10 protein-coding genes are annotated in these 14,103 nt (G+C 64.9%); 5 read left to right on the forward strand and 5 right to left on the reverse strand.

The genetic code is table 11. The annotated features are described in order from the left end of the window. Positions 1 to 146: 146 nt before the first annotated feature. On the forward strand, positions 147 to 278 hold the full coding sequence (locus P3T25_RS32015) for a hypothetical protein (RefSeq protein WP_266241240.1): 132 nt from the start codon (positions 147 to 149) through the stop codon (positions 276 to 278). A 154-nt stretch (positions 279 to 432) separates the two neighbouring features. On the opposite strand, the gene P3T25_RS32020 is transcribed toward P3T25_RS32015, so the two are convergent. The 3 genes from P3T25_RS32020 to P3T25_RS32030 form a co-directional block, all read right to left on the reverse strand. Beyond that, a complete protein-coding gene (locus P3T25_RS32020) occupies positions 433 to 612 on the reverse strand; it encodes a hypothetical protein (protein ID WP_093643889.1) in 180 nt (59 codons plus the stop codon). A gap of 98 nt (positions 613 to 710) precedes the next feature. Further along, positions 711 to 2,018, reverse strand: coding sequence for an MFS transporter (locus tag P3T25_RS32025; RefSeq protein WP_266257405.1), 1,308 nt, complete (start codon positions 2,016 to 2,018; stop codon positions 711 to 713). Between the two features lie 240 nt (positions 2,019 to 2,258). Continuing rightward, on the reverse strand, positions 2,259 to 2,813 hold the full coding sequence (locus tag P3T25_RS32030) for an energy transducer TonB family protein (RefSeq protein ID WP_154558931.1): 555 nt from the start codon (positions 2,811 to 2,813) through the stop codon (positions 2,259 to 2,261). Positions 2,814 to 3,204: 391 nt separating this feature from the next. Here P3T25_RS32030 and P3T25_RS32035 point away from each other — a divergent pair, with 391 nt between their 5' ends. Genes P3T25_RS32035 through P3T25_RS32045 form a run of 3 tightly spaced genes read left to right on the forward strand, consistent with a single transcriptional unit; the run spans position 3,205 to position 10,630 of the window. Next, positions 3,205 to 6,192 carry a non-ribosomal peptide synthetase gene (locus tag P3T25_RS32035; protein WP_429360898.1) on the forward strand — a complete coding sequence of 996 codons (2,988 nt, stop codon included), beginning with the start codon at positions 3,205 to 3,207 and terminating at the stop codon, positions 6,190 to 6,192. Then, complete coding sequence (locus P3T25_RS32040) at positions 6,075 to 8,759, forward strand: AMP-binding protein (RefSeq protein ID WP_429360943.1); 2,685 nt, start codon at positions 6,075 to 6,077, stop codon at positions 8,757 to 8,759. Before P3T25_RS32035 ends, P3T25_RS32040 begins: the two co-directional genes overlap by 118 nt. A gap of 26 nt (positions 8,760 to 8,785) precedes the next feature. Further along, on the forward strand, positions 8,786 to 10,630 hold the full coding sequence (locus P3T25_RS32045; protein WP_429360900.1) for a thioester reductase domain-containing protein: 1,845 nt from the start codon (positions 8,786 to 8,788) through the stop codon (positions 10,628 to 10,630). Positions 10,631 to 10,859: 229 nt separating this feature from the next. Here P3T25_RS32045 and argH read toward each other — a convergent pair whose 3' ends face one another. Together argH and P3T25_RS32055 are read right to left on the reverse strand one after the other, a co-directional pair. Then, a complete protein-coding gene (gene argH, locus P3T25_RS32050; RefSeq protein WP_266241244.1) occupies positions 10,860 to 12,266 on the reverse strand; it encodes an argininosuccinate lyase in 1,407 nt (468 codons plus the stop codon). A gap of 99 nt (positions 12,267 to 12,365) precedes the next feature. Continuing rightward, positions 12,366 to 13,178: a helix-turn-helix transcriptional regulator gene (locus P3T25_RS32055; RefSeq protein WP_429360903.1), complete on the reverse strand. Its 813-nt coding sequence runs from the start codon at positions 13,176 to 13,178 to the stop codon at positions 12,366 to 12,368. Positions 13,179 to 13,346: 168 nt separating this feature from the next. Between P3T25_RS32055 and P3T25_RS32060 the strand changes: the two genes are divergently transcribed. Continuing rightward, positions 13,347 to 14,099, forward strand: coding sequence for a class I SAM-dependent methyltransferase (locus tag P3T25_RS32060; RefSeq protein ID WP_154558935.1), 753 nt, complete (start codon positions 13,347 to 13,349; stop codon positions 14,097 to 14,099). The last annotated feature ends 4 nt before the right edge of the window (positions 14,100 to 14,103 follow it).

A 14,103-nucleotide genomic window follows, 5' to 3' on the forward strand; every position in this document is an offset into this window, starting at 1 on the left:
TCCGACGCCGCGGATTTCGGGGTTCGAAGGTGTAACACCTCAGAGATTTTCCCTTACAAATCGCAACGCTCGCGCGAGGCAGGGTCGTGTTCAATCGAGTCATTCGGGGTTTCGGCTCGAATGAATCTGACACGAAGGAGAACAATATGAAACGCTTAATCCTGACCCTGATCGCCGGCACGCTACTCGCAACGGCGCTCGGAGGCTGCATCGTTGCACCGGCGCCTGGCTATTACTACGGCGGCGGTTATTACCATCATGGCGGGTACTACCGGTAACGGCTTGCGGCGCGCGCGAGGCCTGCATGTAGCGCCACGCTGACGGCTGCCTCTTGCCTGCATAGGCACGGGGCAGCCGCTCAGCCGCTTCTTCGGATCAAGTCAGACCGCTTCCGTCTGCCGCGCCCAACCAGATATCGCGGCGCTCGCCCGTTCAGGCCAGCAGCATTTCGAAAGCGATTACCGCAGTGATGGCAGCCGCGTTCGCGGCCAGTGCTTCCACGACAATGCCTTTCCACGTCGCGGGACGAAAGCGCAAAGCCAGCAGCAGTGAACATAGCAATGCCAGCGCGATGATCATCACGATGTCCGCGTTGTGAAGATGAATACTCATCAGAGCCTCCCTGCTTGCCTTTGGGTTATTGGAATCGAGTATAGGCAAGTCAAAAAGACGCGCAAGGCAGGGGATTTACCAGCGCGCCTTTACCCTGATCACATCAGTTGGGCATCGCGGGTTTCGCGCATGCACAGCACGCCGATCAAGCTGACGGCCGCCGCAATCGACACATAAGCGCCCACCCACGGCAGCCCGCCGTGCGCGGCCAGCACCTGCGCGATATACGGCGCGACTGACGCACCGAGAATCCCGCCGAGGTTATACGACACGCCTGCACCGGTATAGCGCACGTTGGTCGGGAACAGTTCCGGCAGCAGCGCGCCCATCGGTGCGAAGGTCACACCCATCAGGAACAGTTCGATCACGAGGAACAGCAGCACCAGCGGCATCTGGCCGCTGCCGAGCAATGGCGCCATCGTGAAGCCCGACAGGATCGCTGCGATGATGCCGACGATCAGCACCGGCTTGCGGCCATAACGATCGCTTGCCCAGGCCGACAGCGGCGTGGCGAGCGCCATGAATACGACCGCGATGCACAGCATGCCGAGGAACGTCGGCCGGGGAATATGCAGGACCGACACGCCGTACGACAGCGAGAACGTCGTGGCGTTGTAGAACAGCGTGTAGCAGACCACCATCGCCAGTGCGCCGAGCAGGGTCGGCAGCCCGTGCTGCGAGAACAGCGTGGCGATCGGCACCTTCACGCGTTCCTTGCGTTCGATGGCCGCCTGGAAGGCCGGCGTCTCGGCGATCTTCAGGCGCACATACAAGCCGAGCACGACCAGCACCGCGCTGACGAGGAACGGCACGCGCCAGCCCCAACTGCGGAATTGCTCGTCGCTCAAAGACAACGCCAAGGCGAAGAACAGACCGTTGGATGCCAGAAAGCCGATCGATGGCCCGAGTTGCGGAAACATTCCGAACCAGCCGCGTTTGCCGGCCGGCGCGTTCTCGGTGGCGAGCAGCGCCGCGCCGCCCCATTCGCCGCCAAGGCCGATACCCTGGCCGAAGCGCAGCACGCACAGCAGGATCGGCGCGAGGCTGCCGATCGAGTCGTAGCCCGGCACGAAACCGATCAGCGTGGTGGACACACCCATCACCAGCAGCGAAGCCACCAGCGTCGATTTACGGCCGATCCGGTCGCCGAAGTGGCCGAACAGGAACGAGCCGATCGGCCGTGCGACGAAGGCGATGCCGAACGTGACGAAAGCCGACAAAGCCTGGGCGGTCGCCGAGCCGTGCGGGAAAAATACCGGTCCGATGACGAGCGCGGCGGCGGTTGCGTAGACGTAGAAATCGTAGAACTCGATCGCGGTGCCGATGAAGCTCGCGAAGATGATCCGCGCGCTGCTGGTCTGCCCGGACGCATTGGGCTGGGCCGCGGAAATCGGCGAAGTGGACATGCAGGGTCTCCTTATGTCGTGATGCTGTTGGACGCCGTGTTTCGATGGGCGGACGGCGCGTGGTTGGTCGGCATCTTTGTTTAAGTTCATGTGCTTCGGCGCGTCTCGCTGGCGATTGAAGCCTTCTTCAACGCCGGCGATGAAGCGACAGCTTACAACGGCGGACGTCAGCCGTCAGCGCTCGCGCGCGAAAGCGGACATACCAGGGGAGCAACCAGGTGGGGTGCGTGAGGCGAGCGTTCAGTCGATGGCCTGCGCTTGCGGCGAGGCGAACTCGCGCAACTGGAATTTGCCGTTGTCGTTGAACAGCCAGTCTTCGAACAGTTCGAGCTGGCCACGGCCGTTCAGCAATTTACCGGGCGGTTGCGGCAGCGGCGAGGCGCGCCGCAAGGAGGCGAGCGCGGTGCTTTCGGCTTCGTCGTCGCCATTGGTGCGATACACCGACGACGCCAGGACCTGACCATCGCGATCCACCGTGAACGACACCACGACCAACGAGCGCAGCATCGCTTGCGGCGTGCCGTGTAACACGTAGGAAGGGCTGCGTTCGACGATGCGTTGCGCGACCGCGCTGCGGTACTGGTCGAGCGTCGCACTATTGACGGCGGCCACCGGCGTGATGACAAGCGGGCGACCAGGTGGCGTGATCGTGCAGCCTGCCGAGGCTGCGAGCGCGGCCAAAACCGAAGCCGCCGTGAGCGCCGAAGTTGCGCTATGCGCATGCGACAGGGAAGCGCTAACGCGTGAAGCGAAGCGTCCAGTCAGGCGGCGAAGGTGACGTGTGCGGGTGGACATCGTCGAGGAAAGCACTGTGACAGGATCTAACTTGATGGTAGTCAAAAAAAGCCAGGATGCAATGGTCGTTCACCCTGTATGCCGATCCCGAGCCATGTGATTCGACTTGCTTGCACGCCGCGCATGGCGTCCTTTCCATTGCCTTTCTGCTGCGTGCATGAATGCATTCAGTCTGATGCGATCTGCCTGACACGAACCGTGTTTAGACAAAGTTTGCCACGCCGATTCGCATACAACAGGACTTCTAAGAGTTTTCCTATGGTGTCGACAGCCTCACGTCAATAGCGTGGGCCGGACCATCGGGCGAAGCGCCGCAACGCGATCATGAGTCGCGTGCGACCGGCGCTGCGCGAGCCGATCGGTCCTGTCCATCCCGACAACGAGGTATCGTTTGGAACACTCTTCCTTTGCGTTGACGCGCACGCAATCCCGCACGTTGGCGCACGCCGCCGCCGGTCCCAATCTCTGCGCCGTTTACCGGATCGACGGCCGTCCGGACGTCGAGCGTCTGTCCTCGGCCGTGGCGCAACTGGTGGCCCATTGCCGGCCGCTTGCCTACCGGCTCGTCGAAGCCGAACAGGGCATGCGCTGGGTCATCCGCCGCGATGTGCGCGCGGAACTGAACGTCATCGATCTCGACAGGCGCGACGCGCGCGAGGAAGCCGCCGTGCTGTCGTTGATCGACGGCCTATGCGCGCGTGCCTTCCGCATGGACGCCGGACTGCCGTGGGCGTTCACGCTGTTACGCGCCGGCGCGCACAGCTATCTTGTGTTCGCCTGCCATCCCGCCTTGCTCGACCGTTTTTCGCTGACGCCGTTGTTCAACGCGCTTTCCCGGGCCTATCGCGGCGAGGCGCCGGGCGCGCCGCTCGGCATCGATCAGCAAGGCCTGCTCGACGCCGAGCGCGAACTCCTTGCGAGCGACCGTTTGCAGACCGACCTCGATTTCTGGATCGGCCAGGTGGGTGACGCCTCGTTCGAATGGCATGCGCCGCGCCGGCAGAACGCGCTCGCCGACAGCAGTTTTACGGTGCGCCTCGACGCGCAAACAGGCGCTGCATTGCGCAATGAAGCAAAAACGCTCGGCGTCGCGCCCGATCTGCTGATCAAACTGTGTGTTCACGTGCTGCTGCGCCGCATGACCGGCAGCCGCGCGGTGCTCACCGTGCATCACCAGCGCGGCCGCTGCCAGCGCGACGAGACGATCGGTTTCGACGAACGGCGGCGCTTCCTGAAAACCGACTTTGACAACACGATGACACTGCGGCAGTTTCTACGGCACGCGGCGGCGCGCGCCGGGATGGCCGATTTTCACGCCGAACTCCCGGCTTTCGAAGTGCTGCACGACATCGAGCGGCGCGAGCCAGGTTTTGTGCGCGCGACCAATGTGGTGTGCGAGACCGACAGCCTGCCCTACGACGCGCTCACGCTCGGCACGCTGCCGGTGGCGTTGCTCGCACCGTACTCGCGCCGTTTCTCGCACGAGGACGTCGGCATCTATCTTGATGTGCGCGAGGAGATCGCGTTGCACGTGCATAGCCGCCATCCCCAGGAACTCGACGGCCTGCGTCTCGCGTTCGAGCATTTGACGGCGCTGCTCGGGCGCCTCGGCGAAAGTCTCGAGCAGAAACTCGATGCGCTCGATCTTTATACGCCGGCGTTGCGGCAGCAGTGCGCGGCGTGGTCCGATGGCGGCCCGCTCGCGGCCCCCGCGCGCGACGTGCTCGATCTGTTTGCGCAGACAGCGCTCGAGCACGCCGAGCATCCGGCGGTCAGCGGCCCGGACGCCGCTTTCACGTACGCGCAACTGGCGCTTGCCGCACAGCGTGTGGGCGCAGCCCTTGCCTCGCTCGGGCCGGACGCATCGGATGGGCGGGACGCGTTGATCGGCATTTGCGTCTCGCGCGGTGCACGCATCGTTCCGGCGATGCTCGGCGTGCTCGCCAGTGGCGCGGGCTATTTGCCCCTCGATCCGCAGATGCCAGACGAGCGCTTGCGCTACATCGTCAAGGATGCGCAACTGCGAGCCGTGATTGTCGACGCCGCGACGCACGAGCGCTTGAGCGGGCTGGCCGATTGCGCGCTGTACCGGATCGAGGATCTACTGGAATGCCCGGCGGCCGGGGCGACCACTCCCCAACGTGCGTCAGCCGATCTGCAGCGCACCGCTTACGTGATCTACACCTCAGGCACGACGGGCAAACCCAAGGGTGTCGTCATCGAGCGCGGCATGCTGGCGCACCTGATCGCTTCGCTGACGGGCAGGTATCGGCGTGATGCAGGCACGCGCTGGCTACAGTTCGCGTCCGTCAATTTCGACGCCAGCGTGTTGGAGATCTTCAATCCGGTGACGCACGGCGGCCACCTGATTGTCGTGCCCGAAGCGGTGCGCACCGACGCCGATGCGTTGTCCGCCTTCCTCGGCGCCGAACGCATCACGCATGCGTTCCTGCCGCCAGCGATTCTCAAGCTGCTGCCGCGGCGCGCGCTGCCGCATCTGGACACGGTGTTATGCGGCGGCGAAGCGAGCGACGACGAGACGATCCGCTTCTGGTCCGGCGTGCTGCGCCTGTCGAACATCTACGGGCCGACCGAGACCACCGTGATGGCGACCGAAAACACCTTCGACGGCGACAAGCCGGCCAATCAACTCGGGCATCCACTTCCCGGCTATCAGATTCATCTACTCGATGAGGAAGGCGCAGCGGTGCCGCTTGGGGGGATCGGCGAGATCTGCATCGGCGGTGCGGCCGTTTCGCGCGGCTATCTGCTGCGGCCCGAACTGACCGGGCAGAAGTTCCGGGCGAATCCGTTCGGCCCGGGCCGTCTCTACCGTTCCGGCGACCTCGGCCGTTTCCAGCCGGATGGCGCGATCGAGTTCCTCGGTCGGAGCGATTTTCAGGTGAAGATTCGCGGCTACCGGATCGAGCTCGGTGAGATCGAGGCCAGCATCGTCGAGCAGCCAGAGGTGCGCAGCGCCTATGTCGGCACGTGCGAGCGGCAGGGCGGCACGGCGCTGGTGGCCTGGTACGTGGGTGCCGCGCTTGAGCCGGCGGTGCTGCGGGCGCGTCTCGCGCAACGTCTCGCGCATTACATGGTGCCGGCGTTCCTGCTGCCGATCGAAGCGCTGCCCCTGACGCTGAACGGCAAGATCGACCGCAGCAATTGCCGGCGCTGCAAGCCGGTTCGGCTGACCCTGCAAGCCGCGCTTTCGACACCTTCGAGCTGGCGGTGCAAGCGATCTGGTCGGAGGTGCTGGGCGTGCCGCTCGAGAGCGTCGGCGAACACAGCCACTTCTTCCAGTTGGGTGGCCACTCGCTACTCGCCACGCTCGTGTGCAATCGCATCAACGCGAGCTTGTCCGCGCCGGTCAAGCTGAAGACGCTGTTCGAGCATCCGCAGTTCGACGCGTTTTGCGCAAGGGCGCGGCAGAGCGTCGAGCCAGGCGCCGCGCTGCCGCCGCTCGTTGCGCAATCAGGCGCACCCATGCCCGCGCCAGTGGCAAGCCGGCTCGTGCGGATGATGCACAGCCGCGCGCTCGGCAAGCCTGACGATAACGCGTACAACATTGTGATGCGGGTGGACTTCGGCGGGGCCGCGAATCCGTTGCGATTGCACGAGGCGCTTGTTGCCGTGCTCGCGCACAACCCGATCTTCAACGCGAGCTTCGCGGAACGCGGCGGACAATTGCTGATATTGCCGGGCACCGCCACCCTGCCGACGGATTTGTGTATTCCGCTAGAAAGCTGCGATGCCGATGCCATCGACGCGCGTGCCGAAGCCCTGCGCGCGCTGCGTTTGCCGCTCGACCGCGCGCCGTTGTGGCACGCGCAACTGCTGTTGTCGCCGCAAGAGCACCGCACCACCTTGCTGTTCTGCATTCATCACGCGATTTTCGACGGCTGGTCGTTCAAGCTGTTGCTGGATGAACTGACGTCGCGCTACGAAGGTAAGCCGGTTTCCGGCGAGCGGCTTTCGTGGTTCGACTACGGCCATTGGGCGCCGCAACTGGCGTCGTCGCCGCGCTTTGCCGCCGCGCGCGACTACTGGATGCGCAAGCTCGACGCCGTGGCCTTGCGCACCGAACTGTCGTTCGACGCAGTGCAGCGCGAGCCCAACGCGAACCGCTCTTTGGCCTTGCATGTGCGGTCCGCCCAGATGCGGCGCCTGAAGCAGATTGCCGAGGCGCACGACATGACTTTGCCGCCCGTGCTGTTCGCGCTGTACCTCGTATGGCTGTGGCGCGTGAGCGGCCAGCAGCAACTGGCCTGCGCCTATCCGTATGCGGGCCGCGATGTCCCGGGCAGTGAGGGAATCTATGGGATGTTCGTCTCGATGGCGGTGCTGGTGCAGCGCATCGACACGCGGCAAGGCTTCGGCGAACTGGCGCGCGCGGTGCAACGCCAGATGCTCGAAGACCGCGATCATCTGCTCGCTACGCCTTACGACACCGATAACGGCCAGCTCGGCGCACTGAACACGATTTTCAGTTTGCAGAACGGCATTGAGCTGAACGGCCGCATCGGCGAGGCGGCGTATCACGCTGAGGAATGTCCTCCGTTGACGTCGAAAGCGGACCTGTCGGCGATTTTCTATTTGCGGCCCGATGGCGGTCTGGACGGGCGCTTCGAATACGACAGCTCGGTGCTGCACGCGGCCTCGGTCGAGCGGATGGCCGAGGTGTTCATGACGCTGTGCGACGCCGCGGCTCACCAGCCGGATGCGCCGGTCGGCGAGCTCGCCTGGCTGAGCGACGCGCACCATGCGCAATGTCTGAGCTTCGCTTGCGGCGAGCCGCTACCGGATGCACCGCAATCGATCCCTGCGCGTTTCGCCGAGGTGGCAGCGGCGCACGCGTCGCGCGTTGCCGTGCGCTGCGGCGAGCAGCAGCTCAGCTATCGCGAACTCGACGCGCTCAGCGATGCCATTGCCCGTGGCTTGTCAGCCTGCGTGCCGCCCGGCGCGCGCATCGGTTTGAGCATGCAGAAGAGCGTCCTGCTGGTGGCGACGGTGCTGGGTGTGCTCAAAGCGGGGTGCGCGTATGTGCCGCTCGACCCAGCTTATCCCGCCGAGCGCTTGCGCTATTTCGTCGAAAACTGTTCGGTCGATACGGTGCTGGCCGATGAGCCGAGCCGCTGCGCGCTGGAGGCCGCAGGTCTCGGTGAATTGCGCAAGCTTGACCCGGCGATGCTGGCAAAGGGGACGGTGGACACCGAGACGGAAACGGAGGTTCAGGCGGAGACTGACGCGCAGAAGGTGGCCGGGAAGCAGGCCGAAAAGCAGGAGGAGAAGCGGGCGGAGAAGCAGTCCGAAGAGCAGTCAGGGCACATGCACCGGCCGCACGCTGTCGCCCCCGAGGCGCTTGCTTATGTGATCCATACGTCGGGCTCGACCGGCAAGCCGAAGGGGGTGCTGGTCGAACACCACAGCGTGGTTCGAATGGTGGCCGGCGCGAGCCGCGCGCTCGGCTACGCGCCGGGCAGCGTCAGCACCCTGGCGGCGTCCACCAATTTCGACGCGAGCGTGCTCGATCTGTTCCTCGCGCTGCTGCACGGCGGCACGCTCATCGTGCTGCCGGAGGAGGCGCGCCGCAATCCGCTGTTGCTGCACAGGTTATTGAAGATGGAGCGCGTCACGCACGCATCGCTTGCACCGGTCGTAGTGCAGAGCTTGCCGCGCGAGCCGCTGCCCGATCTGCAACTGCTCGGCTTCGGCGGCGATACGCTGGACGAACCGAGCGCCGCCTGGTGGAGCGAACACACGCAACTTTTCAGCCTGTACGGTCCGACCGAAATCACGGTGATGGCCTCGTGCGGGCAAGTGCTGCCGGGCGGGCCGAGCCGCATCATCGGCAAGCCGCTGCCGGGTTACCGGCTCTATCTGCTGAATGCCCAGCGGCAATTGACGCCGCCCGGCACGGTCGGGGAAATCTACATCGGCGCTTGACAACTCACTGCTCATAGAAGTCGGCCATGACGATGGAGCGCTTCGTGGTCGATCCGTTTCGCGATGCACCGTACGCGCTGATGTATCGCACCGGCGACCTCGGCCGCTTTCTTGCCGACGGCACGATCGAATACTTCGGCCGCAACGACGCGCAGATCAAGCTGCGCGGTTTTCGCATCGAACTCGGCGAGATCGAGAATTGCATCGCGGCCGCGCCGGGTGTCGCGCATGCTGCCTGCCGGGTGTGGGGCGAGGGCGAGGCGCGCTATCTGGCTGCGTACTACGTGGCCGCGCCGGGCGAAGGAGGCGGCGCGCTCGATGAAGACACGCTGCGCCGTCATGTGGCGCTGGCGCTGCCCGACTACATGGTGCCAGCGTGTTTTATCCGGCTGGACGCCCTGCCGGCATCGCCGAACGGCAAACACGATCGCAAGGCCCTGCCGGCGCCGTCACGCGCCGGCGGTACGCCGCCGCGCCAAGGCGTCGAGCAACGCATCGCCGAAATCTGGCAGACGCTGCTGCGCGTCTCCGGTATTGGCCGCGACGATAGTTTCTTCCGGTTCGGCGGCAATTCGATTCTGGCCGTGCGGATGCAGGCGCAATTGCGCGATGCGCTCGGCATCCAGTTTCAGATGGCGGCGTTTTACCGTTCGCCGACCATCGCGACGCTCGCGGACGGCGGTCACGAGGACATGATCGAACGCGCCATTGCCGACGCATCGCAGCCGTTCGTTGTCGAGCAGGCCGCGCCCGCTTTTTCTGACGCCGTCGAAGCAGCGCCGATTCGCACAATGCTGCTGACCGGCGCGAGTGGCTTTCTCGGCATTTACCTGCTGCACGCGTTATGCGGGAGGCTCGACAAGGTGATCTGCCTGCAACGCTGTGCGAGCGCTGCCGCAGGGCGCGCCGTCTTGCAGGACAAGGCGCGCGAGGCGGGTCTGGCAATCGACTTCAGCCGCGTCGACGTGATCCCCGCCGATCTTGCCGTGCCGCAGCTTGGGCTCGACACACCACGCTGGCGGCAACTCGCCGCGGAGGTCGACGCGATCCTGCATTGCGGCGCGTTCGTGCATCACCTGCATAGCTATGAGGCGATGAAGGGGGCGAATGTCGGCGGCACCGAGGCATTGCTGCGGCTCGCGCTGACGCAGCGGCAAAAACCGTTCTGCTTCGTCTCGACACTGTCGGTCGGCGAGATGCTGGCGGGCGCCCGGCGCATCGACGAGCGCGTGAATGACGCTCGTCCAATGCTGGACAACGGCTATCTGTTGACAAAGTGGGTGGGCGAGCAGCGGGTCACGGAGTGTGCGCGCCGCTTCGGTTTGCCGGCGGTGATCGTGCGGCCGGGCAATATCACCGGCCACAGCCGTACCGGCTTCAGCAACTTCGCGCACAACCATTTCTGGCTGTTCAACAAGGGCTGCCTGCAGTTGGGCGCTTATCCGGAAACGGCCCAGGAAGTGGAGATGATGCCGGTCGATCTGCTTGCCGGCGCGGTGACGGCGGTGGCACTGCATCCGCGTGCCGGCTTACGGGTGGCGAACCTGAACAATCCGCTCGTGCTCAGCCAGCGGCAGTGGTTCGCGGCGCTGGCCGGTTGCGGTTTGCGTGCCGAGCCGCAGCCGGCGGCTGACTGGCAACGGCGGCTGGCGGATCTCGACGCGTCGAATGGTCTGGCGCTGATTCGCGACTTTTATACGGGCGATCTGTCCGCTGCGCCCCTGCCGGTCGAACAGATCGGAACGTTGACGGAGCTGGCGCGGCACGGCGTGGATCTAACGGTCGACTACGGTGCGCTGATCCGGCTCTACGTCGGGTATCTGCGCGAGGCGGGTTTTCTTGACCCGTTGCCGCAGACGGTAGTGCCCTAAAGCGCTCTGGGGGGCGCAAGCGAGCGGCGGTGCAGCGCCGGTTCAGCTTGCGCACCGAACCATTGCGCGCTTTGTAATAGGCCGAAATATGACCGGATTTGCCTGCGGCCAAAACACGCCTACACTTCGATGGCCTCTTTCGAGAGGCATCGGTGGAAGTCTTTCATTTGGCCCGCTTCGCGCAGGCTTTCTTTTGTGCGCGACGCGCCCGTGCGCGCCAGGCCTTACCTTACTTCAACGCTTCCCGTGCCGCCTTGACCGCCGCGAGCACCTGCTCGGGCGCCGTGCCGCCCGGATGGTTGCGGCTCGCCACCGAACCTTCGAGCGTCAGATACGAGAACACGTCTTCGCCGATCAGATGCGCGACGTTCGGCAGTTCCTTACGCATTTCTTCCAGCGTCAGGTCGGCCAGGTCGCAGCCGCGATCGGCACACACGCGAACCGCCAGCGCCACCGCTTCGTGCGCGTCGCGGAACGGCAGGCCGCGCTTGACCAGGTAGTCGGCGAGGTCGGTTGCCGTGGAGAAACCTTGCAACGCGGCGTCGCGCATGGCTTGCGGCTTCACCGAGATGCCCGCGACCATTTCAGCGAAAATGCGCAGCGTGTCCGCGACCGTATCGACGGTGTCGAACAGCGGCTCCTTGTCTTCCTGATTGTCCTTGTTGTACGCGAGCGGCTGGCCTTTCATCAAGGTCAGCAGCGCGATCAGATGGCCATTCACGCGGCCCGTCTTGCCACGCGCGAGTTCGGGCACGTCCGGATTCTTCTTCTGCGGCATGATCGACGAACCGGTGCAGAAACGGTCGGCCAGATCGATGAAGCCGACGCGCGGGCTCATCCACAGCACGAGTTCTTCGGAGAAGCGCGACACGTGCGTCATGATCAGTGCCGACGCTGCCGTGAATTCGATCGCGAAGTCACGATCGGACACCGCGTCCAGCGAGTTCGCGCAGATGCCGTCGAAGCCGAGCGTTTTCGCCACGGCATGACGGTCGATCGGATAGCTGGTGCCGGCCAGAGCGGCTGCACCCAGCGGCAGGCGATTCACGCGCTTGCGGCAATCGACCATGCGTTCGGCGTCGCGCGAAAACATTTCGACGTAGGCGAGCAGGTGATGGCCGAACGTGACCGGCTGCGCGACTTGCAGGTGCGTGAAGCCCGGCATGATGGTCGAGGCATTCTTCTCCGCCATCTCGAGCAGGGCCGTGCGCAATTCCGTCAGCAGGCCGCCGATGCGGTCGATTTCGCCGCGCAGCCACAAACGGATATCCGTTGCCACCTGGTCGTTGCGCGAGCGGCCCGTGTGCAGGCGCTTGCCGGCGTCGCCGATCAGCGCGGTCAGGCGTGCTTCGATGTTCAGGTGGACGTCTTCCAGATCGAGTTGCCACTCGAACTCGCCTCGCTCGATTTCACCCTTGATCTGCGCCATGCCGCGTTGGATTGCGGCGAGGTCGTCGGCGGCGATGATCTTCTGCGCGGCCAGCATCGAGGCGTGCGCGAGCGACCCTTCAATATCGACGAGCGCCAGACGCTTGTCGAAGAAAACCGACGACGTGTAGCGTTTGACGAGCTCCGACATCGGCTCCGAGAAGCGAGCCGACCAGGCTTCGCCTTTTTTGTGCAGTTGGGACGTCATGGTGTTGGGCAGTTGAACGAACGGTGAAGAGGCAGACGGCGTTTGCGTACGGTACAGGCGCCATCGAAACGGGCGAAAGACTGGGATTTTAACACTGGGCTATTCCCGCACCAGCACCACCAGCTTCAGATCCTCGCGATGCGCGGGCTTGAAGGTGATCTGGTCGTAGACGATGCGGCCGTCGCGCGGATGGTTGAATTCGCGCCGGCCGCCTTCGCGGCCGCCGACGTCCTGCGAGGCCCAGAAGCGGGCGAACGCGTCGCTGGCGGCGGTGAGGGAGTCGATCAGCCCTCGGGTGGGCGCGTCGTTCAGATGGCGGATCGAGTCGGCGCGGAATTCGGCGGCGAGGCGCCGTGCGCGCGTTTCCCAGTCGACGATCAACTCGCGTGCGGCCGGTTCGGTGAAGGTGTAGCGCAGCAGATTGCGGTCGTGCGTGCCGTCCAGCCAGCCGACGAACAGATCGGCGGCGCGTTCGTTCCAGGCGAGCGCGTTCCACTGCCGGTCGAGCACGTAGGCCGGTGCGTTCACGAGTTGCACCGCTTCCAGCAGGGTGGCGGGCGCGTCGGCGGCGGCCGGATCAGGCTCGGCCGGGTCGCGCTGCGCAGCCAGTTCGAACAAATACGCCCGCTCCGCGCGCGACAGTTGCAGCGCGACCGCAATCCGCGCCAGCGCATCGGCGGAAGCGGAGACGGGACGGCCCTGTTCGATCCACGTGTACCAGGTCGGGCTAACGCCGCACAACTGCGCGACTTCCTCACGCCGCAAGCCGGGTGTCCGGCGGCGCGGACCGGGTGGCAGACCGAGCGCTTGCGGCGAGAGCCGTTCGCGATGCGCACGGATGAAATCGCCAAGTGCTCGGGCGGGCGTGGCTTCGAGCGGCGGCGGATTGTCGGCGGAGGACGGCGTGGTCATTCTGGTTGGGCGGCACTTGGCGGGGTGGTGTTATTGATACCAGAATAATTGCTCAACTTGTACTGGTACACGGCGGGCTCTATTGTAGCGGCTGGAACGACGCAGCGCCGTCCAGAAAGACCCGGGCTCAAGCCCGGCGCAACCCCACGTACATAACCGGAGCCTCCCATGAAGCATCACGATCAGGTCGCCGACGCCTTCGGCTCAACCGCCGCCGCGTATTTGACGAGTCAGACGCATGCCACCGGCGCCGATCTGCAGACGCTGGCCGAATCGATCGCCGCGACGCCGGATGCGAAGGTGCTCGACATGGGCTGCGGAGCAGGTCACGCGAGTTTCGCGGTAGCGCCGCACGCAAAAGAAGTGGTCGCCTACGACATCGCGCCGCAAATGCTGGCGACCGTCGACGGCGCGGCCAAAGACCGCGGCCTGACCAACATCCGCACGCAACAGGGGGCGGCCGAAGCGCTGCCGTTCGAAGCCGATTCGTTCGACTGGGTCATCAGCCGGATGAGCGCGCATCACTGGCACGACGTGCCGCTTGCATTGGCCGAGGTGCGGCGCGTGTTGAAGCCGGGCGGCAAGGTGCTGTTCATCGACATCGCCGGCGCCGAGCATCCGCTGCTCGATACGCATATTCAGGCGGTGGAATTGCTGCGCGACGGCTCGCATATCCGCGACTACCGCGCGGACGAATGGATTGCATTGTTCGAAGCGGCCGGTTTCAAGGCATCGATTCGCGAGTGTTGGCGCATTGAGATTGAGTTCAGTTCGTGGGTGGCGCGCATGCGCACGCCGGAGCCGCGCGTGGCGGCGATTCGCTCGCTGTGGAGCAACTCGCCCGATGAGGTGCGTCAGTATTTCGATGTACAGGACGACGGTTCATTCAAGCTCGACGCGCTGATGATCGAGGCGCAGTAGGCTG

The organism is Paraburkholderia sp. GAS32 (assembly GCF_050434225.1).
Lineage (GTDB): Bacteria > Pseudomonadota > Gammaproteobacteria > Burkholderiales > Burkholderiaceae > Paraburkholderia > Paraburkholderia madseniana.

Bases quoted from the DNA above. Each gene is read 5' to 3' on its own strand.
- P3T25_RS32015 (WP_266241240.1), top strand. From the start codon at position 147: ATGAAACGCTTAATCCTGACCCTGATCGCCGGCACGCTACTCGCAACG.
- P3T25_RS32020 (WP_093643889.1), bottom strand. From the start codon at position 612: ATGAGTATTCATCTTCACAACGCGGACATCGTGATGATCATCGCGCTG.
- P3T25_RS32025 (WP_266257405.1), bottom strand. From the start codon at position 2,018: ATGTCCACTTCGCCGATTTCCGCGGCCCAGCCCAATGCGTCCGGGCAG.
- P3T25_RS32030 (WP_154558931.1), bottom strand. From the start codon at position 2,813: ATGTCCACCCGCACACGTCACCTTCGCCGCCTGACTGGACGCTTCGCT.
- P3T25_RS32045 (WP_429360900.1), top strand. From the start codon at position 8,786: ATGACGATGGAGCGCTTCGTGGTCGATCCGTTTCGCGATGCACCGTAC.
- argH (WP_266241244.1), bottom strand. From the start codon at position 12,266: ATGACGTCCCAACTGCACAAAAAAGGCGAAGCCTGGTCGGCTCGCTTC.
- P3T25_RS32055 (WP_429360903.1), bottom strand. From the start codon at position 13,178: ATGACCACGCCGTCCTCCGCCGACAATCCGCCGCCGCTCGAAGCCACG.
- P3T25_RS32060 (WP_154558935.1), top strand. From the start codon at position 13,347: ATGAAGCATCACGATCAGGTCGCCGACGCCTTCGGCTCAACCGCCGCC.